Source organism: Pseudomonas sp. GZD-209, assembly GCF_049310485.1.
GTDB lineage: Bacteria > Pseudomonadota > Gammaproteobacteria > Pseudomonadales > Pseudomonadaceae > Aquipseudomonas > Aquipseudomonas sichuanensis.
In genome coordinates this window covers 1-24,644 of record NZ_JBMOWQ010000001.1, presented here as the reverse complement: position 1 = coordinate 24,644, position 24,644 = coordinate 1, and the positions used below count along the sequence as shown (strand labels likewise).

Here is a 24,644-nt window from a genome sequence, read left to right as displayed (position 1 = left end):
ATAGATCGAACAATGAGGCCTGGTGCAGATGATTCGTGCGCCTGAAACAGCAATCGCTCGAATGAGCGTGCCGGTGATCGCCGCAGTGGCGCTGACCACGGCCGAGCGATCAGCGCTTGCGCGCCACCACGCCGTAAAGCATGTCGCCGATATAGATTCCGGTACTGGCCTGGCGCTCAGCATCCAGCCGTGACTGCAGGGTTTCGATACCTACCTGGCGGGCACTGGCCACGCCCTGTTCGATAATCCGCGGCAGGCAGGCGCGCACGATATCAGCCAGGGCGTAGCGGCTGTCGGGCGTCTGCACCAGGCATTCGGCGCGCAGGTCATCCACCGCAAGCCCGGCCTGGCTGAAGATGCGGTGCAGGTTGAAGCCGATGTGCAGGTCGGCGCCCTCTTGCGCCAGCATGCGCTGCAGCCACTGCTGGGCCTTGCGGTGCAAGGGGAAAGGTTCGAGGCTGGCCGGCGTCAGGCTGGCGTCGTGCTCCTGGAACACCATCACGCCACCTGGCAGCAGGTGCCGGGCCAGCCCCCGCACGGCCTTGAGCGCATCCGCCTGGTACATCAGCACCCGGCGCCCGACGATGGCGTCGAACAGCCCCAGCGAAGCAGGCAGCGCGTGCAGATCGGCGTGGATAAACTCAGGCGGCGCAGCGCCCTTCGGCACCTCGCGTTGCCGAGCGCTCTCCAGCGCCCCGGCCGCCTGGTCAACGCCCACCACAGCGCCATCGCCATCCACCAGGCGGGCCAGCAGCAGGCTCACGTCGCCGCTGCCGCAACCGACATCCAGCACACGCATGCCGGGGCCGATTCCGGCGTCGAGCAACAACCGCGTGGTGAAATCCGCTTTCGCAAGTGCCATGCCATGCTCCTTAGCGAGGACGTGCCAGTGTGCCGAGCAACGGCCCCCTGACACAAGGCGGATCTGGCCTATCCTTGTGCCACCCACGCCCACCGGAGCCCTTGCATGCCAGCCCCACAAGACCCGCTGCTGCGCAGTTGGCAGCAAAATGCCCAGGCCTGGATCGACGCCGTGCGTGGCGGCGCCATCGAGTCCCGCCGCCAGGTTACCGACCAGGCCATGCTCCTCGCCGTGCTCGGCCGTCAGCCGGCGCGGGTGCTCGACCTGGGCTGCGGCGAAGGTTGGCTGTTGCGGGCACTGCACAACCGGGGTGTCGAAGCGGTCGGGGTGGATGGCGACGCAACCCTGGTGGCTGCCGCGTATGCGGCGGGCTCGCCCGCGGTACACCTGGCCACCTACGAGCAACTGGCCGCGAGGCAGGTGGACATCGGCCACGACTACTCGCTGGTCTGCGCCAACTTCGCCCTGCTGCACCAGGACATCATCCCATTGCTGACAGCCCTGCACGGGCTGCTGCAAGCGCAGGGAACGCTGGTGATCCAGACCCTGCATCCGTGGACAGCCGCCGCTGGCGACTATCAGGATGGCTGGCGCGAAGAAACGTTCTGCGGGCTCGATGGCGACTGGCAACCGATGCCCTGGTATTTCCGTACCCTGGCCAGCTGGTTGAAGGCGCTGCAGATGGCCGGCTTCAGCCTGCTCGAACTGCAGGAACCGCAACATCCGCAGCAGCGGCTGCCGCAGTCGCTGCTGCTGGTTGCGCAACGCACCTGACAAGGCGCCCGGGCGTTCCGTTTGCGACAGCAAGCGCCCCGGCGTCTTGCTCCACCCCCGTGCCTGCCGCTAGCCTGCGCTGCCCTGCCCCGGACGGACCCTGCTGCCCATGCAACCCCGCGACCTTGCCGCCTACCTGTTCCTGGCCATCGCCTGGGGCTTTTCTTTCCTGGTCATCCTCAAGGTGGTGCATGCCTTTGGCTGGGTGGGTGCGGTCAGCCTGCGCGCACTGATCGCCGCAGGCACCCTGGCCGCGCTGGCCGCCCTGCTTGGCCGTACGCTGCGCCTGCGGCCACTGCTCAGGCCGCTGCTGGTGGTGGGCGCTACCACCGTGGCCGGGCAACTGATCGGCCTATCCTATGCCACACCGCGTATCGGCACCGCCATGGCGGCGATTATCGTCGCGACCATTCCGCTGTTCTCGATGATCATCGGCCGCCTCTGGGGGCTGGAGAAGATCAGCCTGCAAGGGCTGGCCGGGCTGCTGCTGGGCCTGCTCGGCATCATCCTGCTGGTAGGCTTCCCGGCACAGGAGGTCAACGAAGACTTCGTCCACGGCTGTATCGCCTCGTTGGGCGGCTGCCTGTGCGCGGCGTTCGGCAGCAACTATGCCAGCCTGCACCTGCGCGGCCAGGATCCGTGGACAGTGACTGGCGGCGCATTCCTCGCGGGCGGCCTGCTGACCTTGCCGTTGCTGGTGCTGGTCCCGATGCCGGGCGTTCCGCAGGCCGCGGACTGGCTTTACCTGGGCATCAGTGGCGCGGTAATGAGCGCCACCACCTATGTGCTGTATTTCGGTCTGGTGGCCCGCATCGGCGCCACCCGCACCATCAGCGTCGAGTTCGTGGTGACCTTGGTCGCCGTGCTGGTCGGGGCGTTGTTCCTCGGCGAGGCGCTGAGCTGGCTGCAAGCCTGCGGTGGCCTGGTGATCCTGTTCGGCTGCATGTTGGTGCTTGGCCTGCTGCCCGGCAAGGGCCCGCGTCTGCCCAGTTGACTCGACCGCCAGGCTACTGCCGGGCGGAAACGGCCTGCACGGCAGGGTCTTGCGGCGGCGTCAGGCGCAGCACACGGTCGCGACCACCCTCGGCAAGCAGATAACCGCCGCTGCCGTCGGGCACGATCGCCTGCGGTGCCTTGAGAAAACTGAGCACGGTATGGCGCGATCCATCGCCATCGACGCGCAGCAGCCGAGCACGGTGGGTGGAGTCCTCAGTGATCCACAGGCCGCGTGCATCGCAGAGCAGAAACGTGGGGTTGCGCAAACCTTCGACCACCACGGGGTCCTGGCCATCGTCGCCGAGCGCCCGAATCTTGCCGCTGGCCTTTTCGGTGTAGAGCAGGCGCCCGTCGTTGCAACGGGTCAGCCCTTCGGTTTCGGTCAGGCCCGAGCGCAGCACATCCAGCTGGCCGCTGCGCCAGTCGTAGCGCATCAGCCGGCCATCACCCTTGCGGTCTTCAATCGCGTAAAGGTGTTCGCCATCGTTGTACAGGCCTTGCACATTGTTGCCTTGGAACAAGGGCATGACCTGGCCATTGCGCGACAGGCTGACCGGCGCCTCGCCCACCTCCTGGCTGAACACCCAGCCGCCCTCCACGGCGACCATGCCATCGGGTTTGGACAAGCCTTCGACCAGTACCACGCGATTACCGTCGGCGTCGATCTTGATGATGCTGCCTTTGCCACCGTTGAGCTCGCGGCTCACCAGCAGGCTGCCGTCGGCCTGGGGCAGCAACGAGGCGGCCTTGTCCAGTGCGCCGTGCAACACCTGCACGCGCCAGCCATCGGCGGCCTGCACCGGGTAGAAACTTTGCCAGGCGAAAAAACCCAGGGTGCTGGCCACCAGCCCTGCACTGGCGGCCAAGGCCAGGCGGACGCCGCGCTTGCGCAGAACATGCATCATCGATTCAGCTCCTGGGAAGTGGCGAGATCGTAGCAAGGGCATGTGAAAAATATGTCAAGTGCCAGGGTTCGGCCTGGCTCAAAGATAATTAATGGATATAAAAATAACCAAACAATCTAACTGAATGGAATAAACAAATTGAAATAACCCCTGCCAGCTCCGTAGGCTGAAACCACGCTTTCCCGCCTATTCAAGGAGCCCTCACCGTGCCTTCCCGTGCCTTCTCCCCCCTGCGTCGCCTGCTGATCGGCGGCCTGCTGGCCAGCGTTGCCAGCGCCCTCTTGCCTTGGTCGAACGCGGTTGCCGACGATGGCAAGACCCTGCGTATCGGTTACCAGAAGTTCAACAGCATCAACATTCTCAAGGGCAGCGGTGCCCTGGAAAAAGCCCTGGCACCCCAGGGGGTGAAGGTCAGCTGGCATGAGTTCGCCGCCGGCCCGCAACTGCTCGAAGCGCTGAGCACTGGCGCCATCGACCTGGGCCACGCCGCCGACGCGCCTTCGGTGTTCGCCCAGGCCGCCGGCAAACCAGTGGTCTACCTGGCCGCCGAGCAGCCCTACCCGCGCGGCATCGGCCTGGTGGTGCGCGAGCAGGACCAGATCACCTCGGTCGCCCAGCTCAAGGGCCAGCGCGTGGCCACCGGCCGCGGCTGGAACGCCCAGTACCTGCTGGCCGTGGCCCTGGAGCAGGCCGGCCTGAGCTACCAGGACATCACCCCGGCCTACGTCAACAACGCCGCCGATGCCGTCGCCGCGCTGCAGTCGGGCAGCGTGCAGGCCGTGACGCTGTGGGACCCGTTCCTGGCTGCCGCCGAAGCGCAGCCGGGCCTGAAGAACCTGCGTGACGGCAGCGGGCTGTCCAACAACCGCACCTTCTATCTGTCCACCGCCGACTTCGCCGACCAGCACCGCGCGCTGCTCAAGACCTTCTTCGGCGAGCTGGCCAAGGTCAGCCAATGGGCCAACGCCCAGCCCGGCGAAGTCGCCAGCCTGCTGGCGCCGCAACTGGGGATCGGTGCCGACGTGCTCAAGACCGCCAGCGAGCGGCGCAACTACAACGCCGTGGCCATCACCCCGCAGATCGTCGCCGAACAGCAGAAGCTGGCCGACACTTTCCAGGGGCTGGGGCTGATCCCGCGCAAGCTGAACGTCGCCGAGGCGGTTTACCCGGCCTCTGTGCTGCCCTGACAGGGATGCCTTGCGAGGTGATTGGGGTGAGGGCTCGAAGTGTTCGACGAGAGCCTTTCTGCGCCTACAAGATCGAGCGCCGCCCGCGCGGCGCATCGCGGGGCAAGCCCGCTCCCACATTTGTTTCGGGCCAGTCTTTCCTGTGCCATCACCTGGTCCGCCTTGTTGGTACGACGCGGTTCTGGCGTGGTCGCTAACGCTGCTTCACATGACTCAAGGCATGCACCAAGGCAGGCGCCGGTACTTCCACAGGACTAATTGGCCCGAAACAGATGTGGGAGCGGGCTTGCCCCGCGATGCGCCGCGCGGGCGGCGCTCGATCTCACAGGCGCTGCAACCCTTTCGCCGAACCCTTGCAGCCCTCACACAATCTCATTCAAAGACCTTGAAAGGCATGCCCCTGACAAGGAGGTAACGATGCCCCGCCCGATCCGCTTCAACGCCTTCAGCATGAACGCCGCCAGCCACCAGTCGCCCGGCCTGTGGCGCCATCCACACAACACCAGTGTCGCGTTCAACCGCCTGGACTACTGGACCGACCTGGCCCGCCTACTGGAACGCGGCCTGTTCGACGCGCTGTTCATCGCCGACGTGCTGGGTATCTACGACGTCTACCAGGGCGGCCCCGAGGCGGCCCTGCGCGGCGGCGTGCAGGTGCCGGTCAATGACCCGCTGCTGCTGGTGCCGGCCATGGCCGGGGTCACGCAACACCTGGGCTTCGGCGTGACCTTTTCGTTGACCTATGAGCACCCGTATCCCTTCGCCCGGCGCATGTCCACCCTCGATCACCTGAGCAATGGCCGGGTCGGCTGGAACATCGTCACCGGCTACCTCGACAGCGCCGCGCGCAACCTGGGCCTGCCCCGGCAGCTCGGCCACGACCAACGCTATGACCTGGCCGAAGAATACCTGCAGGTGCTGTACAAACTCTGGGAGCAGAGCTGGGAAGACGATGCGGTGCTGCTGGAGCGTGAAACCGGGCGCTATATCGAGCCCAGCCGGGTACACCCGATCAACCACCACGGCGAGCACTTCCAGGTGCCCGGCATGCACCTGTGCCAACCCTCGCCACAGCGCACCCCGGTGCTGTTCCAGGCCGGCGCCTCGGCACGCGGCCAGCAGTTCGCCGCACGGCACGCCGAGTGCGTGTTCATCAGTGGCCCGACGCCCGCAGTATTGCGCCGCTATGCCGACGGCATTCGCCAGGCCAGCGAGGTGGCCGGGCGCGGGCGTGACGAGGTACTGATCTATGCGCAGGCACTGCTGATCGTCGGGGCTACCCGCGAGCAGGCCGAAGCGCGCTTCGCCGAATACCGCCGCTATGTAGACCTCGACGCTGCCCTGGCGCTGCTGTCGGGCTGGACCGGCATCGACTTCGCAGGCCTGGACCCCGACGCGCCCATTGAATATGTGGAGAATGACGCCGGCCGCGCCGCCCTGGCGGCGTTCACCGCCGCCGACCCGAACCACCGCTGGACCGTGCGCGAGGCCGCTGAGTTCGTTGGCCTGGGTGGGCGCGGCCCGGTGCTGGTGGGCAGCGCCAGCGAGGTGGCCGACCAGCTGGAGCAGTGGCTGGACCAGACCGGCGTCGACGGTTTCAACCTCACCTATGCGGTGCAACCGGACGATCTGGCCCATGTGGTCGAGCTGTTGGTGCCCGAACTGCAACGCCGCGGCCGCTACCCCACCGCCTACGAGGACGGCACCTTGCGCCACAAGCTGTTCGGCCACGGCGACCGCTTGCCGGCGGAGCATGTCGGGCGCCAGGTACGCATTCAGTAAGCAAATACCTGGTATTTCAACATTTAATTTGTGGATGGCGCGGACAGGCTCTTATGCTGTCCCGGCATCCCCTGCACGCACCGGCCGGTGTGGTCAAAGGCATGGGGAGAGAACAACAAGTCGAGACCGTTCATGTCGAAACCATCCTACTTCGCCCCCCACGGTGGGCACCCGGCTCAGACCGAGCTGCTGACTGACCGTGCCATGTTCACCGAAGCCTATGCCGTCATCCCCAAAGGCGTGATGCGTGACATCGTCACCAGCCACCTGCCGTTCTGGGACAAGATGCGCATGTGGGTCATCGCCCGCCCGCTGACCGGTTTTGCCGAAACCTTCTCGCAGTACATCGTCGAAGTCGCCCCGGAAGGCGGCAGCGAGCGCCCTGAGCTGGACCCGAACGCCGAAGCGGTACTGTTCGTGGTCGAAGGCCAGATCGACATCACCGTCGAAGGCAAGCACCACACCCTGGTCCCAGGCGGCTACGCCTTCCTGGCCCCGGGCGCCGAGTGGAGCCTGCGCAACAACAGCCAGGCCAACGTCACCTTCCACTGGCTGCGCAAGCACTACCAGAAAGTCGAAGGCCTGCCGGTGCCGGAGTCGTTCGTCACCCACCGCGACAACGCCACCGTCATCGAGATGCCGGGCACCGAAGGCGCCTGGAAGACCACTCGCTTCGTCGACATGGCCGACATGCGCCACGACATGCACGTCAACATCGTGACCTTCCAGCCGGGCGGCGTGATCCCGTTCGCCGAAACCCACGTCATGGAACACGGCCTGTATGTCCTGGAAGGTAAAGCGGTGTACCGCCTGAACCAGGACTGGGTCGAGGTCGAGGCCGGCGACTTCATGTGGCTGCGCGCCTTCTGCCCGCAGGCCTGCTACTCCGGCGGCCCGGGCCCGTTCAGCTACCTGCTGTACAAAGACGTCAACCGCCACGTGCACCTGACCCTCAACCCGCAGCGTTGAGTTCAGGTTGATGGTTGCAAAGCCCGCCTTGATGGCGGGCTTTGTTTTTGTGGCCATACTTGCAGCTTGCCCTTGCTGCGACCACCGATCATGCCCCTCTCCCGCCTTCTGATTGCCCTGCTGCTGTCGCTACCGGCCCCGCTGCTGGCCGCCGACGACTGGCAACTGGCCTATGACCGCGAGGGTATCCGCGTCTACCTGAGTAGCGTCGCCGGCTCCCCGTACCAGCAGTTCCGTGGCGTCAGCACCATGAATGCCAGCGTGCGCACGCTCACCGACCTGCAGGAAAACCTGCGGGTGGCGTGCAAATGGCTGTATGCGTGCGAGCAGATGCGCCTGCTGGACGTGGAAGGCGACAGCACCTGGGTGTACCTCACCACCAACCTGCCGTGGCCCACGCTGCCGCGGGACATGGTGCTCAAGGTCAGCACCGAACGGCTGGACGACGGCACGCTGGTACGCCACCTCAGCGCCGACCCAGGCAGGGTACCCGAAGAGCCGGGGCTAATTCGCGTAAAGCGCATCAACGGGGAATGGATCATGAAGCCGGTGGGTGCAAAGCGGACCGAGGTGACCTATCAACTGCAGGCTGATCCAGCCGGGGATGTACCGGGCTGGCTGGCCAACCGGTTCGTGGTGGATGCGCCGGTGGTGACGCTGCGCACGTTGCGTGCGGTGGCCGAACGGCAGCGTTGAGCGCGCTGCTTACATGGACCTATGAAAGCATCGCGGGGCAAGCCCGCTCCCACGCAATCTGAAAAGATGGCGTGGGAGCGGCGGTGCGCCGATGCGACTTGCCCCGCGATTAGTCACAATGCCGACCTTTGGGTGATCCCTCGATCAGTCAGCCAAACGCCAGGTGGTCGCGCCTTTGCTGTCTTCCAGCACCACCCCCATGGCGGTGATCTGGTCGCGGATGCGGTCCGACTCGGCCCAGTTCTTGTCGGCCCGCGCCTGCAGGCGCGCCTGGATCAAGGCTTCCACTTCGGCGGCGTCGACCTTGCCTTCGGCCCCTGCGCGCAGGAAGTCGTCGGCGTCCAGTTGCAGCACACCCAGCACATCGCCCAGCTCACGCAGACGACCAGCCAGGCCAGCAGCGGCCTCTGGGTCGCTTTCACGCAGGCGGTTGATCTCGCGCACCAGGTCGAACAGCACGGCGCAGGCTTCGGGGGTGCCGAAGTCGTCGTTCATCGCGGCGCTGAAGCGCTCGACGAACTCATCACCGCCTTTGGCCGCCACCCGCGGCAGACCGCGCAGGGCGTGGTAGAAGCGCTCCAGTGCGCCTTTGGAGTCGCGCAGGCTGTCTTCGGAGTAGTTGATCGCGCTGCGGTAGTGGCTGGCCACCAGCAGGTAACGCACTACCTCCGGGTGGTACTTGTCGAGCACGTCGCGGATGGTGAAGAAGTTGTTCAACGACTTGGACATCTTCTCGCCATTAATACGGATCATGCCGCAGTGCATCCAGGCGTTGGCGTACTGCTTGCCGGTGGCTGCCTCGCTCTGGGCGATCTCGTTCTCGTGGTGCGGGAACTCCAGGTCGCTGCCGCCGCCGTGGATGTCGAAGCTCTCGCCCAGGCAGCAGGTGGACATCACCGAGCACTCGATGTGCCAGCCCGGACGGCCAGGCCCCCAGGGCGAATCCCAGTAGGGTTCGCCCGGCTTGACGCCCTTCCACAGCACGAAGTCCAGCGGGTCCTGCTTGGCTTCGTCGACTTCGATGCGTGCGCCGATGCGCAGGTCTTCGATCTTCTTGCGCGACAGCTTGCCGTAGCCGACGAACTTGCCGACGCGGTAGTACACGTCGCCATTGCCCGGGGCGTAGGCGTAACCCTTGTCGATCAGGGTCTGGATCATCGCGTGCATGCCGGGGATATGGTCGGTGGCACGGGGTTCCAGGTCGGGCTTGAGGATGCTCAGGCGGCGCTCGTCCTCGTGCATCGCATCGATCATGCGCGCGGTCAGGGCATCGAACGACTCGCCGTTCTCGTTGGCGCGGTTGATGATCTTGTCGTCGATGTCGGTGATGTTGCGCACATAGGTCAGCTCATAGCCGCTTTTGCGCAGCCAGCGGGTGACCAGGTCGAAGGCCACCATGCTGCGGCCGTGGCCCAGGTGGCAATAGTCGTACACGGTCATGCCGCACACGTACATGCGCACCTTGTTGCCATCGAGCGGCTTGAAGGCTTCCTTGGTCTTGGTCAGCGTGTTGTAGATGTTGAGCACGGCGGTTCCTCAGCTACCCCAGGAGTCACGCAGGGTGACGGTGCGGTTGAACACCGGGCGACCCGGCTGGCTGTCTTTCAGGTCGGCGCAGAAGTAGCCTTCGCGTTCGAACTGGAAGCGGTCTTCAGCTTGAGCCTGGCCCAGCGATGGCTCGGCGCGGCAGCCGGTCAGGACCTGCAGCGAATCGGGGTTGATGTTGTCGAGGAAGCTGCCGCCATCTTCGGTCTTTTCCGGGTTGGCGGAGCGGAACAGGCGGTCGTACAGGCGCACTTCGCACTCGACGCTGCCTGCGGCCGGCACCCAGTGGATCACGCCCTTGACCTTGCGGCCTTCGGGGTTCTTGCCCAGGGTGTCCGGATCGTACGAGCAGCGCAGCTCGACGATGTTGCCGTCGGCGTCCTTGATCGCCTCGTCGGCGCGGATCACGTAGCTGCCGCGCAGGCGCACTTCACCGGCCGGCTCCAGGCGCTTGTAGCCCTTCGGCGGCTCTTCCATGAAGTCGTCGCGGTCGATGTACAGTTCGCGGGCGAACGGCAAGACGCGTACACCCATGTCTTCCTTGGGGTGACGCGGCAGTTCGAGCTGCTCGACCTGGCCCTCTGGATAGTTGGTGATGACCACTTTCAGCGGGCGCAGCACGCACATGGCGCGTGGTGCGGTGCGGTCGAGGTCGTCGCGGATGCTGAACTCGAGCATCGCCATGTCGACCACGCCGTCGGAACGGTTGGTGCCGATCATTTCGCAGAAGTTGCGGATCGATGCCGGGGTGTAGCCACGGCGGCGGAAGCCCGACAGGGTCGACATGCGCGGGTCATCCCAGGCGCTGACGTGCTTCTCGTCCACCAGTTGCTTGAGCTTGCGCTTGGACGTGATGGTGTAGTTCAGGTTCAGGCGGCTGAACTCGTACTGGCGCGGGTGCGCCGGTACCGGCAGGTTGTCGAGGAACCAGTCGTACAGCGGGCGGTGGCCTTCGAACTCCAGGGTGCAGATCGAGTGGGTGATGCCTTCGATGGCATCGGACTGCCCGTGGGTGAAGTCGTAGTTCGGGTAGATGCACCACTTGTCACCGGTCTGGTGATGGTGGGCATGGCGGATGCGGTACAAGATTGGGTCGCGCAGGTTCATGTTCGGCGAGGCCATGTCGATCTTGGCCCGCAGCACGCGCTCGCCGTCCTTGAACTCGCCGGCCTTCATACGGGCGAACAGGTCGAGGTTCTCTTCGACGCTGCGCTCGCGGAACGGGCTGTTCTTGCCCGGCTCGGTCAGGCTGCCACGGTATTCCTTGGCCTGATCAGGGGTCAGGTCGCAGACATAGGCCTTGCCACGCTTGATCAGTTCAACGGCCCAGTCGTGCAGCTGGTCGAAGTAGTTGGAGGCATAGCGCACCTCGCCGGCCCAGTCGAAGCCCAGCCATTTCACGTCGCTCTGGATGGCGTCGATGTATTCCTGGTCTTCCTTGGCCGGGTTGGTGTCGTCGAAGCGCAGGTGACAGACACCGCCGAATTCCTTGGCCAGGCCGAAGTTGACACAGATCGACTTGGCATGACCGATGTGCAGGTAGCCGTTGGGCTCTGGCGGAAAACGGGTGACGATGCTGCTGTGCTTGCCCGCGTCCAGGTCGGCCTGGATGATCGGCCGCAGGAAGTTCACAGGGACGGCGGGGGCGCCTTTGGCAGCGGCGTTGGGCGCGTTGTCGGCAGTGGGCTTGCTCATAGTGTCCTTGAATGCAGGTAGCTGGCCTGGGTAGGCCGATTGAAACAAAGGGCCTATCATAGCCGAAGCAGTCAAGCTGCTGACAGCCGGGCGCGGACAAACTGACGCGATTTGCGCAGCTATTTGTCGCAGCCGCCGGTCTAAACCGGCAGAATGGCCGCCGCGCACCTTGTGGCATGTGCCGCGGCCTGCTGATCCTGCGTCAGCTAACCCGAGCGCCCTGCGCCCCCTATTCCCGATGCCTTGAGAGCGAACTTAAGCATGTCCAAAGTCAAACTGAGCACCAACCACGGCGACATCGTCATCGAGCTGAACGCCGAAAAAGCCCCGCTGACCGTTGCCAACTTCCTGGCTTACGTTGAAGCCGGCCACTACAGCAACACCGTGTTCCACCGCGTGATCAAGGGCTTCATGATCCAGGGCGGCGGTTTCGAGCCAGGCATGAACGAAAAGCGCGACAAGCGTGCCAGCATCCAGAACGAAGCCGACAACGGCCTGAAGAACGACAAGTACACCATCGCCATGGCCCGTACCATGGAGCCGCACTCGGCCTCCGCGCAGTTCTTCATCAACGCCTCCAACAACGATTTCCTCAACCACAGCGGCAAGAATGTCCAGGGCTGGGGCTACGCCGTGTTCGGTAAAGTGACCGAAGGTACCGAGGTTGTCGACGCCATCGAAAAAGTCACCACCGGTTCCAAGGCTGGCCACCAGGACGTACCGAAAGAAGACGTGATCATCGAGAAAGCCGAGATCATTGAGTGATTCTGCTGATCTCCGATCTGCACCTGCAAGAAGAACGCCCGGACATTGTCCGGGCGTTTCTTGATCTGCTCGACGGCCGCGCCCGTCACGCCAAGGCGCTGTACATCCTTGGCGACTTCTTCGAGGCATGGATCGGCGACGATGCCATGACCCCGTTCCAGCAGTCGATCTGCCAGGCCCTGCGCCAACTGAGCGACAGCGGCACGGCGGTGTACCTGATGCACGGCAACCGCGACTTCCTGATCGGCCAGGCTTTCTGCGAAGCCGCTGGCTGCACCCTGCTGGCCGACCCCAGCGTGGTCGAGCTGGGTGGCGAGCAGGTATTGCTGATGCATGGCGATACCCTGTGCACCCGCGACCTGGCCTACATGAAGCTGCGCCGCTACCTGCGCAATCCGCTGACGCTGTGGATCCTGCGGCACCTGCCGCTGTCCACGCGGCACAAACTGGCGCGCAAGCTGCGCAGTGAAAGCCGCTCGCAGACACGCATGAAGGCCACCGAGATCGTCGACGTGACCCCGGAGGAAGTGCCCAAGGTGATGGCCGCCCATGGCGTACGCACCCTGGTGCATGGCCACACGCACCGCCCGGCGATCCACAAGCTGGTGGTCGATGGGCAACCGGCGCGGCGGATCGTGCTGGGCGATTGGGATCGGCGTGGCTGGACGCTGCAGGTGGATGACCAGGGCTTTCAGTTGGCCCCGTTCGATTTCGCCTGAACCCCTATCGCCGGCAAGCCGGCTCCCACAGGGATGATGCATGGCTTGCGTTCATCCGGTCGGTGTGGGAGCCGACTTGCCGGCGATGAGGCCAGCCCAGACACTGCAAAACGGTTGCTCCCACAGGGTGGTGTCCATCCTGTGGGTGCTGGTCGGTGATGAGCCTCACCGCGCTACTGAGCGCTGACCACCGCCGCCCTGTCCTTCTCACTGATCACATACTGCCGATACTGCGGATCCGCCTTGATCTGCGCCTCGCTGAACGGGATCACCGACAGCTGCTTGGCGGCAAAGGCGCGGGTCTGGTCACCGGCATGGGCCGAAGCCGCCTCGCTGGACAGTGAAAACGCCAACAAGCCCTGGGCCTGGGGCCCCTGCTCGGTGAAACTGACCACCTGCAGGTAGCTGGAGCCGCTGACCACCAGGCGCTTGCCCGGTGCGACCGGCACACTGAGCATGGCGTTATACACCCCCAACTCCTGCGGGCCGCCAGGCACCGGCGTGCCGTCGCTGGCCTGCTGGATCTGCCCCCAACGCTGCTCGGCAGCGATGCCGGCTTTGCCAACCTGGGCCAACGAGGCCAGCGCAGCCTGGTGCAACAGTTTGCCCACCGCCGCCTGCTCCACTGCCAGGCCACGAGGGGTATGCAGTGGGTCGGCCGGATCGAACGCCACTCGCCAGCTTTCGCGATGTTCGGCCAGCGCGCCGGCGATGTTCTCGAAGTGCACCAGGCCGATCCCGGCCTCCAGGTCAGCCTTGCCATTCCAGGCCTGCAGGCTGGTGCATACCGCCGCGACATCCGCCGGCGCGCCTTTGCACCATTGCAGCAGGTCGGGCAACAGCAGGCTGGCCAGGTAGACCTCGTCATCGAACACCATGCGCTTCAGGGCATCGCCGTCCAGCTTGGCGCTGCCTTGCAGGCGCTGCAGGGCGAAACGGCTGCGCATGCCCAGCGGTTGTTCGGCACGGCTTTGCAGCGGCGAGAAACCGGCCAATGGCTGAGCAGGGTTGGCCAACCAGGCCGAGTCATTGGAATGCTGCACGAAGTCGCTGCGTACCAGGCTCGGTTGCAGGCGCGCCGGGAAGATCCCCGGTTGTGCGGCCTGGGCGTCTACCTTCCACTGGCAGGCGCTGCGCGAGCCGTCCAGCACCACCACCGGCTCGGTGACGCCAGGGTTGCCGCAACGGGCCAGCAGCTCTTCGTCGACATAAGGCACCACTGACTGATTCAGGTACAGCGCCTGCCCCGCTGCGTCGACCGCCAGGGTGTTGACCCAAGGGATACCCTGCAACTGCGCCACCGACGCTTGCAACGCGCCCAGGCTGTCGGCGCGGTTGATCCGATACCACTGTTGCAGCACCCGGGTGTTTTCCAGGTTGGCGTCACGCAGCGCATAGGCCGCCTGATTGTCCCAGTCCAGCCGGCCGGGCCACTGCACCACCGGGCCGAACTTCGACAGGTAGATGGGCCGTTCGACCTGCTGCAGCGCGCCGCCCTCGCCTTTCACCGTGACGCTGACCTTCTGCTGTTCAAGCGGCAGCGACTGGCCATCGAGCAGGTAACGGGTCGGGTCTTTCGGGTCGAGTTGCAGGCGGTACACGGTGAAATGCTTCGACGTGTCTACGGTGTGGGTCCAGGCCAGGTGCTTGTTGAAACCGATGTTGACCACCGGCAGGCCCGGCAACGCCGCCCCCATGACATCCAACTGCCCGGGGATGGTCAGTTGCATCTGGTAGAAGCGCATGCCGCCTACCCAGGGGAAATGCGGGTTGGCCAACAACAGGCCGCGGCCATTGGCCGAGCGCTGCGCGCCCACCGCAACGGCGTTGCTGCCACGGCTCATGGCGAACTGTTGCTGCCGGGCCAGGGCCACGCTGTAGTCGACCGTGGGCCGCTGCGCCGCAAGGTTGGGCGGGGTCGCCGCCACCACGGCCTCGGCGAATTGGCCTACGCCACCTTCGGCCAACAAGCGGCGGGTCAACTTGACCAGGTCCAGGCTGGTGATCGGCCGCACCCAGTCGCCCGCCCCGCACTCGGCAGGCAGGCCTTGAGCCCGACGCTCGCCCAGGGCGCGGTTATAGCCGCGGGCATACCCCTCCAGCAGGTCGCGCACCGCTGCCGGTTGGGCCTGCAGGAAGCCGTTGACTGCGACAGGGTTGTTGAGCCAGGTGAAGAACAGGTCGCTGGCGAGGTTGTCGCGCTGCTCCACGGTCTTGCCGTCACCCCCGAAGTAGCGGGAGCGCTCGCCGTTGACCGTCAGCACCTCGTTGGCCAGCAGGCACAGATTGTCCTGGGCGTAGGCATAGCCGATGCCATAGCCCAGGCCACGCTCGTCATTGGCCAGGATGTGCGGCACACCAAAGCTGGTGCGGCGGATCTGCGCAGAGGCTTCGCCGCTAGCCTCGCGCGCCTGCGCCAGCAGGCTGGAGGCGACCAGGGCGGCGGCAAGGCCAAGGCGCAGGGTAGGACGCGAAAGAGGGATCACAGGCACTCCTCGTGCAATCGGGGGTTATCCCGATCAGACGAATGGCCGGATGAAAATTTTACGCCCTCTTGCCTGCTGCAACGTCTTCAACAAGGCGTGTCAGATTTTTTTACCGAGGGACTGCAGTTTTGCCGTTCTCGTTCGTCTTAATAGGTGAGAGAGGCAACAACGATGAATCCGCTGCGGTCGATGAAAAGGAGCATTCGCATGTACAACCCACAACCTTCGCTGCCGGCGGCGCGCAGCCCGGTCAGCACGCCCTGCGCACAGGAAGTGCGCACCGGCAACGAGCAGATTCGCGAGCTGCTGCGCGTCTACGGGCTGCGTACCAGCCTGATCCGTCTCAAAGTCATCGACGCCCTGCACAGCGCCGATCGCAACGGCCGCAGCATTGGCGTGCGTGGTGTTCACGCGCACCTTGAGCAGCTGGACATTCCGTTGTCGTTCCTCAGCGTGCGCGAGGTGCTCAAGCGGCTGTGCACCGAAGGTGTCATCAGCCTGGGCAACGACAAGTGCTACAGCCTCGAGCCCCAGGCCCGCGCCGTACTCGAGCAGCCCACCTTGCGTTGAGCGTACGGCCGGCCATGATCCGCCGGCCGGCCCGCCTCAGGGCTTGACCTTGCGCCGCAGGATCCCGTTGATCACCACTACGACCACCGCAACGGCGATGGCGATGAACTGGAATGTCTGCTCGCTGATGGTGCCCTGCTTCTGCAGGTGACTCAGGCCGAGCATGATCCCCAGTACCACCAGGATGATCAGGATCGAATATTTCAGGCGCTGCACATGTGTCATCGGGAGTTCCTTGCGACATCGGGGACATGAGGCTCCCTTGGAGCCGGCGTCATGATACCTCGCTGCCATTTCCCACGCTGATTTTCCTTCCGACCTACGACGCATGCCTCCCAGCAGTATCAGATTCGCTGCTTGCCTGACGCAAAATTACCTCGCCGATCAACGCCCGGACACCTGGGAATATTGTTCCCCTGCAATTGCATGGGGTGATGCACCCAAACTGCCACCATGGAAGGTCTTCTCCCGGACTTTTGGGGCCTGTAGCGCAAGGGTGAAGAATTTTCATACAGCGATTATCGCGTTTGCTTTCAATCATCGTGCCGACAAGGCTACAAGCACCGGTCCGATTCGCGCCTAGCGACCCTTTCTGATGCTGTTTGAAAATCGAGGCGAGCCAAGCGCCCAGCCGCGCCATGGCAACCCTCGGTGTGTGGTCGATACACAGGCCACGCGTCAAACGATCCCACAGCTCAAGGATGCCTTGCGTGGACATGCCAGACCTGAACAACATCGAAGTTACTCAACTGCCGCAATCGCTGCAGGTGCTGATCGAATGCATCGGCCTCGAAAATGCCTACCAGCTCACCTGTGCGTTCGGCGGGCGTCCCAAGTACATCCCCAAACACCGCTCACGTACCAAATTGGCAGATGTCTTGCCGCCCGAAGCGCTCGACGCGCTGATCAAGCGCTTTGCCGGCCTGGCGCTGGAAATCCCCAAAGCCGACCACTTTCAGCGCCAGCTGCGCAACCAGCAGATTCAGAAGGAAAGCGCCAACGGCCTGTCACGCAGCCTGTTGGCTGACAAATACGGGCTTAGCCTGCGACAGATCGGCAATATTCGGCGCCAGGACTGCCAGGCTCGCTAAGCGTTGAATGGATGAATGAGACGATCAGAGGCGTCCGCGCCCGGCCACTGGTAGCCGGCGCGGACGAGCGCGAACAGTCAGAAGTCGCGCTTGTAGAAGATGTCCAGCGAGCTGGCCAGGCCGCTGGCGGCCTCCAGGTAGACTTTCTTGCTCAGCTTGTAGCGCAGGGCAATGGTATTGGCAGGCTCGAATACCCCCACACCGTAACGCAGGCTCAGCCGTTCGCTGAGGTTACCGCTGGCGACCACACTGGTGCTGGTGCCCGAGCCCTCGGTGTCGAGCTGGAAATCTTCGATCCCCAGGTTCGACGCCAGGCTGCCAGTGATCCCGGCACTGCCCGCCAAACCCAGGCCCAGCGCAGCCTCGGCCAACATGTTGCTGTCTTCACCTGAAGCGCCCAGTGGCCGCCCCAGCACCAGATAGGACAACGCCTGCTCCTGGCTCATCGCCGGCTCGGAAAACACCTTGGTCGTGGGTTGTTCGGCGCTGCCGCTCAGGCGAATACCGGCAATCACGTCATCCACCTGGCGAATCGCTTCGATATCCAGGTACGGCTGGTCGATGGGGCCCGCGAACAGCAGGCGCGCCCGGCGGATGGTGAGGCGCTGGCCATAGGCACGGTAGCGACCATCGGCCAGGCTCAGCTCCCCGCGGGTATCGAGGTTGTCACCGATGTGCACATGGCCAAGGAGGTTGGCGGTGAGGCCGAAACCACTGAACGACAGCTTGTCGCGGCCGACCTCGACGTCGATGTCCATCGCCACCGCCATGGGCGGCTTGCCCTCCTGCGTCTGGTGGCCAACGATCACCGTGTCGTCGGATACCTGCACCGTCGACGGCGGCAGTTCACGCACGGTGATCTCGCCCTTGGGCACCAGCACCTTGCCGGTTACCGCCAGCTTGTCGTCGACCAGGCGGATGACCAGGTCGGGCGCAACCTCGAGCACCGCGTAGGGCTCGACGGTGACCGGCAGCTGCTGGCCGCTCAGGCGCAGTTCCATGGCCAGCGCCTGCCCCCAGGTCATCTGCCCGGCCAGCTCGCCACGCCCGGCGTCGCCACTGCGCCAGTCGCCCTTGAGCTGCACCTGCTCGCCGGCGATCAGCGCCTGCAGTGAAAGTGCCTGCAGGCTTACCGGTAATTCTGCGCCGCTGACTTCACCACCGCTCAACGCCAGGTTGCCGTTGACCTGCGGTGCCAACAGGCTGCCCGACAGGCGCCCGCTGCCATTGAGCTGGCCGGCCAGGCGCTCGACCATCGGCAGGAACGGCCGGGCCACCGACAGCTCCAGCCCGGCCAGGCGGAACTCGCCGGTCAACGGCTTGTTGCGCCCAAGCGGATCAAGGCGGGTATCGAGGGTCAGCTCCCCCAGGCGCTCGCCACGAAAGGCCAGGCGGGTGTCCACCCGACGCGGTGCAAGGGTGCTGTCCAGGCGCAGCACCTGGTAGGGGAAATCAACCCAGCGCCCGTTGTCGCGCACGCGCAGGGTGCCGCCGCCGGCATCAACACGAATACTGCCCTTGGGGCCGCTGGCCGGGATATCGAGGTTGATGTCGGCATTGAGCAACCCCTGCCAGGCGAAGTCCTTGGGCAGCCATTGCGCCAGGCTGTCCAGCGGGAACTGCTTGAGGTGATAGCGCAGGCGCGGCTCTGGTGCCAGGCGCTGGTCCTCGCCACACAGGCTGGCCTGGCCTGCGCGCCAGCAATGGGCAGCGAAATCCAGCTGGCCGCTGGCCAGGCGCTGCAGGCGCGCCGGGGCTTGCAGTTGCCAGTCCTGGCCACCGGCCTGGATACGCCCGCTGGCCAGGCGACCGCGCCAGTCGCCCTTGCTGAGGGTGCCGTCGAGCGCCAGGTCGAGCTTGAGCTGCGGGCCATCGAGCGCCAGGGTGGCAGCCTGCTGGCGGATATCGCCCTTGCCCTGCACATCCAGGTTGCCCAACGGGGTATCGCCCAGGCGGATAGCGCCGGCCTTGAGCGTGAGCTGGCCACGCTGGGCATTGTCCAGGCGCGCGTCGAGGTCCAGCCGCTGTACCCGGTTGTCGGCCTGCGCCAGTTGCTGGCCGTGCAGCGTGAGGCTGCCCTGGGGCGCAGCGAGGGTGCCAGCCAGGTCCAGGCGGCCCTTGACCTGGCCCTGCAGCTGCGGCCAGAGCTGGCCAAGCCGCGGCAGGTCGAGGTCAACACGCCCGGCCAGGCGCTGCTGCAGGCTGCCACTGCCGTTGATGCGGTTGTCGCCCAACTGCACCGCCAGGCTGCCCAGGGTCCAATGCTCGCCCTTGCCGTCGGCATCCACCTTGAGCACGGCTGGCTGGCCACGCAGGCGACCCTTGAGGTCGAGCTGCGCCTTGAGCTGCAATTGCTGGTTCTTCAACTCGCCCTGACTGCGCAATGGCCCGGCCAGGGTACCGGGCAGCTCGGCCAGCCAGTAGGCCGGGTCGAGTGCTGCCAGCTGCAGGTCGACATCCCAGGCCAGGGTGTCGGCAAAGCGCAAGGCGACGCTGCCGGTTGCCTTGCCCTGCCCTGCACTCAGCGCCAGCTGCGGCAGCCGCACCTGGCCGAGGTCACCGTCGAATGGGCTGGCGACGGTGAAGGCGCCTGCCGGGCCATCCAGGTCACCGTTGAATACGCCCTTATAGTTGCCATCGCGGTACTGCACCTGCGCATTGAAGCGTTTGAGGGTCACCTGCGGTGGTTGTTCGAGGGGGTACAGGCGCAACCAGGGGAAATCGAGCCAGTCGATACTGGCGTCAGCGCTCAAGCCCTGCTGCCAGTCGGCACTGGCCTGCAGCTTGACCCGCTGGGTATCGCTGGCATTGAGGTCCAGGGCATCGAGCCGGGCGCCCTTGGCGTCCACCTTGCCGGCCAGCACCAGGCCCACCGGGCCCTGCTCGGCCGGCAGCGTGGCCGCACCGGACAGCTGGTAGCCCTTGCGCAGGTCGCCCTGGGCGTCGAGCCTGAGCTGGTTGAGTTGCAGGGTGTCGGGCAGGCTGGCGGCGGGCTTGAACGCCTCGGCGCGCAGGCTCAGTTTCGCCGGCAGGTGTTCGGCCAGGGCCTGCAGCTCGCCGTTCAAGCGGGCATCGAGGTAGCCACTGCTGGTGGCGTCCAGCGTCAGTGTCTGTTGCAGCTCGCCCTTGGCGCTCAACGCCAACTGCCAGGGTTGGCCGTCCACGGCCGGCAGTTGCAAGGTGCCTTGCAGTTGCAACGGCCAGTTGCCTTGCGGTTGCAACTCGCCCTGCAGTTCAAGGTGCAGGTCGTCGCGCTGCAGTTGCAGGCTGTCGACCCGCAGGCCGGCCGCGGTCCAGTGCGCAGCCAGTTGCAGATTGCCCAGCAGCTCACTGCCATCAAGCCGCAGCTGGCCGACCTTGACCTCGCCCAGTTCGATGGCCAGCGGCAGGTTCAGCGCCGGCAGTTGCAGTGGGCCGCTGTCGGGCTCGCTTTCGCCCGGGGCGAAGGCCATGTCGATACGCTCGGCCTGCAGACGCTCGATGCACAGGGTGGCGCGCAACAAGCAGGCAGGGGACCAGGCCAACTGCGGGGCTTGCAGCTCGATCCGGCTCTGGCCGTCAACCCAGCGCAGTTGGCTGGCTTGCCAACTGCCACCCACGCTCCCTTCGAAGTCGCTGACCTCAAGCCCCGGCACCAGCCCCAGCGCCCAGCGGCTGCCTGCCTGGGTACCCAGCACCAGGCCCAGCGCCAAGGCGATCAGCAGCAACAAGGCGCAGATAACGAGCAAGAGGGATTTGAACACACGCATCACAGCTCGGGCCCCATGGAAAAGTGCAAACGAAAACCACCGTCGTCATCCAGCGCATGGGCCAGGTCCAGGCGCAGCGGCCCTACCGGCGAGACCCAGCGCACGCCGATGCCGACACCGGTCTTGAGGCTGGGCAGTTCCAGGTTGTTGAACGAGTTGCCCTGGTCGATGAAGGTTGCCAGGCGCCATTTTTCGGCGATCGAGTACTGGTATTCGGCACTGCCGGCCACCAGGTAACGACCGCCGATACGGTCGCCTTTGTTGTTCTCTGGCGACAACGACTGGTAGTCGTAGCCACGCACGCTCTGGTCGCCACCGGCGAAGAAGCGCAGCGACGGCGGGATGTTCTGCTGGTAGCCGCTGGTGGCGCTGCCGCCGAACTGCACGCGGCCGAGGAAACGGTGGTTGTGACCGAGGGTGGTCAGGCCTTTGAGCAGCACGTTGCCGTGCACCAGGTTGGTATCCGAACCCAGCCCTTCCTTGGCCGCCTGCAGGTCGAACTGCAGCCGATAGCCCTGGTGCGGATCGATCCGGTTGTCGCTGCGCAGGTAGGCGTAACTGACGCCCGGCATCAGCAGGTTGCTCAGGCCCGAGTCGTCACCCAGGCGATACTCTTCGCGTTGGTACTTGAGCGAGATCACCCGCTGCCAGCCGCTGGGCAGCTTGCTGTGCCATTCCGGGCCGACGGTCAGCAGCTTGCTCAGCGTGTCGGTGCCGGCGATATCCTCGTACTGGTAGCCGCCGGCAAAGCGCAACTTGTCGGTGAGCGGCGGATCGAGCGGAATGTCGTACCACAGGCCGACGTTCTGCCGGGGTGCCGACAGTTCGGTCTCCCAACCGTAGCTATGGCCTTGCGGGTTGACCCAGTGGCGGGTCCAGTTGGCTTTGGCACGTGGACCGACGTCGGTCGAAAAGCCCAGGCCCAGGCCCATGGTGCGTGGTTTACGCGTGTCGAGGCGAACTTCGACGGGAATGTCTTCGCCCACGGCGGCAGTTGGCGCGGCATCCACCCGCACGCCTTCGAAATAGCCGCTCGATTGCAGATCATTGTTGAGTTCGGCGATCAATTCCGAGTCGTAAGGGGTGCCGGGCTGGAACTGCACCATGCGCTGCAGCAGGTCCTGGTCCAGGGGCGTGTCACCGCCGAAGTGCACCGCACCCAGGCGATAGCGTGGGCCGCTCTGGTAGACCAGTTCGATGTCGGCGACGCCGGCCTGGGGGTCGACTGCCAGGCGCTGGCGCGTGAAGCGGCCACTGAAAAAACCATAGCGCGACGCCTGGTTGAGGATCAGCCGTTTGGCATCTTCGTAATGCCCATGATTGAGTTGCTCGCCGGGGCGCAGCGCCTTGCTGTCGGGGATGCGAAATGCCTTCATTTCGCTGGCCGGCCCTTCGATGCGCACCGTCACGTTGCGCAGGCGCACCGGCTCACCCGGATCGACACGGATGATCAGTTGCGGGGGTTTGTCCTTGTCACTCGGCGCCTTCACTTCGCTGTCGATGCGCGCCTGGTAATAACCCAGCGCCTGCGCCGCCTTGCGTGTCTGCTCCTCGGCACCGCGACTGAAACGCAGCAGCGCTTCTTCATCGCGCTCGCCGAGGCTGCCGATATAACCTTCGATATTGGCCTTGAGCGGCTTGTTGGCGGGTTTCACCCGGACCAGCAACTCGCTCTGCGCCCATGTCATGGAGCTGGCGGCCAACAACAGCAGGCCCCAGCAAAATCTTCCTGAATACGTCATGCGGCGCATGCTACCAGAGCGAGCCGGTCAAGGGTGCCGCCTGTCAATACCGCTCACATAACTGTCGCATTGGACGACACCGGATTGGGATGAAAGAACACCCTTTCTCGGATTGGCCCTACAGCGACCTCGCCGATCTCCTCATAGCCCTGGCGCTCATAGAAGGCCAGGTAGTGTGCATTGCCGGTATCCAGCACCACGCCCTGGGTGGTCGGGTCATCAGCGCACCAGTCGTGTACCGCTTGCAGCAACTGTTCGCCGTAGTGCTGCCCCTGGAATTGCGGGTGCACACCCAGCAGCGGCAGTACATGCACCTGCCCGCTCGGCAGGCAACCCGCGAGCGCAGCCTGGTAGTCCAGGTAGCGGCGTGTGCAGCGCAGGCCGGTGCCGAGCATCATGCGCAGGCGCCATGCCCAGCTGTCAGCCACACCCAGTCGACGCTGTGGCGGCACGATCAGCGCGATCCCGACCAGGCGGTCATCCAGCAGCAGACCGATCGCCGGCAACTGCAGGTAGAAGTGCTGGCGCAGCCATTCGCGCACCAGCACCCGCAGACGCTGTTCATAGCCAGGGCGCTGGGCTTCGAACAGCCAGGCAAAGGTCGGTTCATGGCGGTAAGCGTGGTACAGCAGCGAGCGAGCCTCGCGGGCGTAGCCTTCGTCGAGCAGGCAGATCCGGGCTGGTGCGGCTGGGGCGTCGGACATCGCGGGCGGTCCTCCTGGAATGGGCGTGCAGTGCCTTGGAGTTACTGCACCGCGTATGGTTCACCTCCCACAGCACGTTAGCAGCGCCAACCCTGGGTCGCCACGCTGGCCGCCGCCTGCGATGTCGGCTAGCATTCGAGGCTTTTACCAGGATTGTCTTTCCATGAAAGTCGTCTCGTTCAACATCAATGGCCTGCGCGCCCGCCCGCATCAACTGGCGGCGCTGATCGACAAGCACCAGCCGGACGTGATCGGCCTGCAGGAAACCAAGGTCAGCGACGAACAGTTCCCGCTGGCTGACGTCGAGGCGCTCGGCTACCACGTGCATTACCACGGCCAGAAAGGCCACTACGGCGTGGCGCTGCTGTCTCGGGAAAAGCCGCTGTCGCTGTCCAAGGGTTTCGCCAGTGATGAAGAGGATGCCCAGCGCCGCTTCATCTGGGGCACTTTCGCCGACCGCAACGGCACGCCGATCACGGTGATGAACGGCTACTTCCCCCAGGGCGAGAGCCGCGACCACCCCACCAAATTCCCGGCCAAACAGCGTTTCTACAGTGACCTGCAAGTGTTGTTGGAGAGCCAGTTCAAGAATGACCAGCCGCTGTTGGTGATGGGTGATGTGAACATTTCGCCGCAGGATTGCGACATCGGCATCGGGGCGGACAACGCCAAGCGCTGGTTGAAGACCGGCAAGTGCAGTTTCCTGCCTGAAGAGCGCGAGTGGATGGAGCGGCTCAAGGGCTGGGGGCTGGTCGACACGTTCCGCCATCTGCACCCGGACGTGGCTGATCAGTTCAGCTGGTTCGACTATCGCAGCCGGGGGTTCGAGGATGAGCCCAAGCGTGGGCTGCGGATTGACTTGATCATGGCTTCGCAGGGGTTGCTGCCTCGGGTCAAGGCGGCGGGGATTGACTATGAGCTGCGGGGGATGGAGAAGCCTTCGGATCATGCGCCGATTTGGCTTGAGTTGGGGTGAGGGCTCGGGCTCGGGCTCGGGCTCGGGCTCGGGGCTTAGGGTGCTGGTTTTTGTAGATGTATGCGCATTCAGCGGCGATGTCGACTTTTAGTCACCTTTCCGCCCTTACGGCGGCCTACTTTGGTCTTGGCCAAAGTAGGCAAAGCCGCCTGCTCCCATCATACGGCCCCTGCGCTGCGCTCCGGGGTCCCCTCGCTCCGGTGCCTTCCGGGCCCGCGCGGCCTACGACTTGCTGCGCAAGTCTACATCTCGCGCCTTCGGCTTACGCCGAAGGGTGCTGCGCACCAGGGCCCTCCAGTCACCTCCACTCGGCCTCCTGAAGTCGCAATTTGTGTTGCCTGGACTATTGCGCGCTTAGAAGCAAAAGCAAAAACAGATCAAGAGCAGATCAAGAGCAGATCAAGAGCAGATCAAGAGCAGATCAAGAGCAG

The 24,644-nt window shown here is 64.9% G+C and carries 20 protein-coding genes; 11 read left to right on the top strand and 9 right to left on the bottom strand.

Translation table 11 applies throughout. From position 1 onward, the window contains the following. Positions 1-109: 109 nt before the first annotated feature. Entirely contained in the window at positions 110-862 is a 753-nt protein-coding gene (locus tag ACO6VM_RS00100) for a class I SAM-dependent methyltransferase (protein ID WP_422402509.1), read from the bottom strand. 105 nt (positions 863-967) lie between these two features. On the opposite strand from ACO6VM_RS00100, the gene ACO6VM_RS00095 reads away from it, so the two are divergent. Together ACO6VM_RS00095 and ACO6VM_RS00090 are read left to right on the top strand one after the other, a co-directional pair. Further along, positions 968-1,636, top strand: coding sequence for a class I SAM-dependent methyltransferase (locus ACO6VM_RS00095; RefSeq protein WP_422402508.1), 669 nt, complete (start codon positions 968-970; stop codon positions 1,634-1,636). Positions 1,637-1,745: 109 nt separating this feature from the next. Continuing rightward, on the top strand, positions 1,746-2,630 hold the full coding sequence (locus ACO6VM_RS00090; RefSeq protein WP_401059968.1) for a DMT family transporter: 885 nt from the start codon (positions 1,746-1,748) through the stop codon (positions 2,628-2,630). Between the two features lie 13 nt (positions 2,631-2,643). On the opposite strand, the gene ACO6VM_RS00085 is transcribed toward ACO6VM_RS00090, so the two are convergent. After that, positions 2,644-3,537 (bottom strand): hypothetical protein, encoded by an 894-nt coding sequence (locus ACO6VM_RS00085; RefSeq protein WP_401059966.1) that lies wholly within the window; start codon positions 3,535-3,537, stop codon positions 2,644-2,646. 206 nt (positions 3,538-3,743) lie between these two features. Between ACO6VM_RS00085 and ACO6VM_RS00080 the strand changes: the two genes are divergently transcribed. The 4 genes from ACO6VM_RS00080 to ACO6VM_RS00065 all read left to right on the top strand — a co-directional run bounded on the left by ACO6VM_RS00080 (position 3,744) and on the right by ACO6VM_RS00065 (position 8,171). Further along, positions 3,744-4,724 carry an aliphatic sulfonate ABC transporter substrate-binding protein gene (locus ACO6VM_RS00080; protein WP_125858833.1) on the top strand — a complete coding sequence of 327 codons (981 nt, stop codon included), beginning with the start codon at positions 3,744-3,746 and terminating at the stop codon, positions 4,722-4,724. A gap of 417 nt (positions 4,725-5,141) precedes the next feature. Continuing rightward, positions 5,142-6,506 (top strand): LLM class flavin-dependent oxidoreductase, encoded by a 1,365-nt coding sequence (locus tag ACO6VM_RS00075; protein ID WP_422402507.1) that lies wholly within the window; start codon positions 5,142-5,144, stop codon positions 6,504-6,506. 132 nt (positions 6,507-6,638) lie between these two features. Then, the gene (locus tag ACO6VM_RS00070; protein ID WP_125464268.1) at positions 6,639-7,475 is read left to right on the top strand and encodes a bifunctional allantoicase/(S)-ureidoglycine aminohydrolase; all 837 of its coding nucleotides are present in this window, start codon (positions 6,639-6,641) and stop codon (positions 7,473-7,475) included. Between the two features lie 90 nt (positions 7,476-7,565). Further along, positions 7,566-8,171, top strand: coding sequence for an START domain-containing protein (locus ACO6VM_RS00065; protein ID WP_422402506.1), 606 nt, complete (start codon positions 7,566-7,568; stop codon positions 8,169-8,171). Between the two features lie 144 nt (positions 8,172-8,315). On the opposite strand, the gene cysS is transcribed toward ACO6VM_RS00065, so the two are convergent. Next, positions 8,316-9,698: a cysteine--tRNA ligase gene (gene cysS / locus ACO6VM_RS00060; protein ID WP_110994409.1), complete on the bottom strand. Its 1,383-nt coding sequence runs from the start codon at positions 9,696-9,698 to the stop codon at positions 8,316-8,318. Positions 9,699-9,707: 9 nt separating this feature from the next. After that, positions 9,708-11,411, bottom strand: a complete 1,704-nt coding sequence (locus ACO6VM_RS00055) for a glutamine--tRNA ligase/YqeY domain fusion protein (protein ID WP_422402505.1) — start codon at positions 11,409-11,411, stop codon at positions 9,708-9,710. 261 nt (positions 11,412-11,672) lie between these two features. Here ACO6VM_RS00055 and ACO6VM_RS00050 point away from each other — a divergent pair, with 261 nt between their 5' ends. Next, the gene (locus ACO6VM_RS00050) at positions 11,673-12,176 is read left to right on the top strand and encodes a peptidylprolyl isomerase (protein ID WP_422402504.1); all 504 of its coding nucleotides are present in this window, start codon (positions 11,673-11,675) and stop codon (positions 12,174-12,176) included. Continuing rightward, positions 12,173-12,895, top strand: coding sequence for a UDP-2,3-diacylglucosamine diphosphatase (locus ACO6VM_RS00045; RefSeq protein WP_422402503.1), 723 nt, complete (start codon positions 12,173-12,175; stop codon positions 12,893-12,895). The genes ACO6VM_RS00050 and ACO6VM_RS00045 overlap by 4 nt, the downstream gene beginning before the upstream one ends. A gap of 173 nt (positions 12,896-13,068) precedes the next feature. On the opposite strand, the gene ACO6VM_RS00040 is transcribed toward ACO6VM_RS00045, so the two are convergent. Beyond that, positions 13,069-15,381 carry an acylase gene (locus ACO6VM_RS00040; RefSeq protein ID WP_422402502.1) on the bottom strand — a complete coding sequence of 771 codons (2,313 nt, stop codon included), beginning with the start codon at positions 15,379-15,381 and terminating at the stop codon, positions 13,069-13,071. A gap of 207 nt (positions 15,382-15,588) precedes the next feature. Between ACO6VM_RS00040 and ACO6VM_RS00035 the strand changes: the two genes are divergently transcribed. Then, the gene (locus tag ACO6VM_RS00035) at positions 15,589-15,951 is read left to right on the top strand and encodes a fe2+ zn2+ uptake regulation protein (RefSeq protein WP_110994404.1); all 363 of its coding nucleotides are present in this window, start codon (positions 15,589-15,591) and stop codon (positions 15,949-15,951) included. A 36-nt stretch (positions 15,952-15,987) separates the two neighbouring features. On the opposite strand, the gene ACO6VM_RS00030 is transcribed toward ACO6VM_RS00035, so the two are convergent. After that, a complete protein-coding gene (locus tag ACO6VM_RS00030) occupies positions 15,988-16,176 on the bottom strand; it encodes a hypothetical protein (RefSeq protein ID WP_110994403.1) in 189 nt (62 codons plus the stop codon). A 485-nt stretch (positions 16,177-16,661) separates the two neighbouring features. On the opposite strand from ACO6VM_RS00030, the gene ACO6VM_RS00025 reads away from it, so the two are divergent. Continuing rightward, positions 16,662-17,042, top strand: coding sequence for a Mor transcription activator family protein (locus ACO6VM_RS00025; RefSeq protein WP_347151465.1), 381 nt, complete (start codon positions 16,662-16,664; stop codon positions 17,040-17,042). Positions 17,043-17,119: 77 nt separating this feature from the next. Here the strand turns inward: ACO6VM_RS00025 and ACO6VM_RS00020 are convergent, their stop codons facing one another. From ACO6VM_RS00020 to ACO6VM_RS00010, 3 genes are read right to left on the bottom strand one after another with little or no spacing between them, the layout of a single operon-like run. Next, positions 17,120-20,794 carry a translocation/assembly module TamB domain-containing protein gene (locus tag ACO6VM_RS00020; RefSeq protein ID WP_422402501.1) on the bottom strand — a complete coding sequence of 1,225 codons (3,675 nt, stop codon included), beginning with the start codon at positions 20,792-20,794 and terminating at the stop codon, positions 17,120-17,122. Further along, on the bottom strand, positions 20,791-22,533 hold the full coding sequence (locus ACO6VM_RS00015; RefSeq protein WP_422402500.1) for an autotransporter assembly complex protein TamA: 1,743 nt from the start codon (positions 22,531-22,533) through the stop codon (positions 20,791-20,793). The genes ACO6VM_RS00020 and ACO6VM_RS00015 overlap by 4 nt, the downstream gene beginning before the upstream one ends. 53 nt (positions 22,534-22,586) lie before the next feature. Next, positions 22,587-23,237 carry a GNAT family N-acetyltransferase gene (locus ACO6VM_RS00010; RefSeq protein ID WP_422402499.1) on the bottom strand — a complete coding sequence of 217 codons (651 nt, stop codon included), beginning with the start codon at positions 23,235-23,237 and terminating at the stop codon, positions 22,587-22,589. 163 nt (positions 23,238-23,400) lie between these two features. Between ACO6VM_RS00010 and xthA the strand changes: the two genes are divergently transcribed. Next, a complete protein-coding gene (gene xthA / locus ACO6VM_RS00005; RefSeq protein WP_401059948.1) occupies positions 23,401-24,213 on the top strand; it encodes an exodeoxyribonuclease III in 813 nt (270 codons plus the stop codon). Positions 24,214-24,644 lie beyond the last annotated feature (431 nt).

What these genes read in the sequence shown, in the direction of transcription:
- ACO6VM_RS00085 (WP_401059966.1), bottom strand. Translation starts at nt 3,537, where the DNA reads ATGATGCATGTTCTGCGCAAGCGCGGCGTCCGCCTGGCCTTGGCCGCC.
- ACO6VM_RS00070 (WP_125464268.1), top strand. Translation starts at nt 6,639, where the DNA reads ATGTCGAAACCATCCTACTTCGCCCCCCACGGTGGGCACCCGGCTCAG.
- ACO6VM_RS00015 (WP_422402500.1), bottom strand. Translation starts at nt 22,533, where the DNA reads ATGACGTATTCAGGAAGATTTTGCTGGGGCCTGCTGTTGTTGGCCGCC.
- ACO6VM_RS00010 (WP_422402499.1), bottom strand. Translation starts at nt 23,237, where the DNA reads ATGTCCGACGCCCCAGCCGCACCAGCCCGGATCTGCCTGCTCGACGAA.
- ACO6VM_RS00030 (WP_110994403.1), bottom strand. Translation starts at nt 16,176, where the DNA reads ATGACACATGTGCAGCGCCTGAAATATTCGATCCTGATCATCCTGGTG.
- ACO6VM_RS00090 (WP_401059968.1), top strand. Translation starts at nt 1,746, where the DNA reads ATGCAACCCCGCGACCTTGCCGCCTACCTGTTCCTGGCCATCGCCTGG.
- ACO6VM_RS00100 (WP_422402509.1), bottom strand. Translation starts at nt 862, where the DNA reads ATGGCACTTGCGAAAGCGGATTTCACCACGCGGTTGTTGCTCGACGCC.
- ACO6VM_RS00065 (WP_422402506.1), top strand. Translation starts at nt 7,566, where the DNA reads ATGCCCCTCTCCCGCCTTCTGATTGCCCTGCTGCTGTCGCTACCGGCC.
- ACO6VM_RS00095 (WP_422402508.1), top strand. Translation starts at nt 968, where the DNA reads ATGCCAGCCCCACAAGACCCGCTGCTGCGCAGTTGGCAGCAAAATGCC.
- ACO6VM_RS00035 (WP_110994404.1), top strand. Translation starts at nt 15,589, where the DNA reads ATGTACAACCCACAACCTTCGCTGCCGGCGGCGCGCAGCCCGGTCAGC.
- ACO6VM_RS00075 (WP_422402507.1), top strand. Translation starts at nt 5,142, where the DNA reads ATGCCCCGCCCGATCCGCTTCAACGCCTTCAGCATGAACGCCGCCAGC.
- ACO6VM_RS00050 (WP_422402504.1), top strand. Translation starts at nt 11,673, where the DNA reads ATGTCCAAAGTCAAACTGAGCACCAACCACGGCGACATCGTCATCGAG.
- ACO6VM_RS00055 (WP_422402505.1), bottom strand. Translation starts at nt 11,411, where the DNA reads ATGAGCAAGCCCACTGCCGACAACGCGCCCAACGCCGCTGCCAAAGGC.
- xthA (WP_401059948.1), top strand. Translation starts at nt 23,401, where the DNA reads ATGAAAGTCGTCTCGTTCAACATCAATGGCCTGCGCGCCCGCCCGCAT.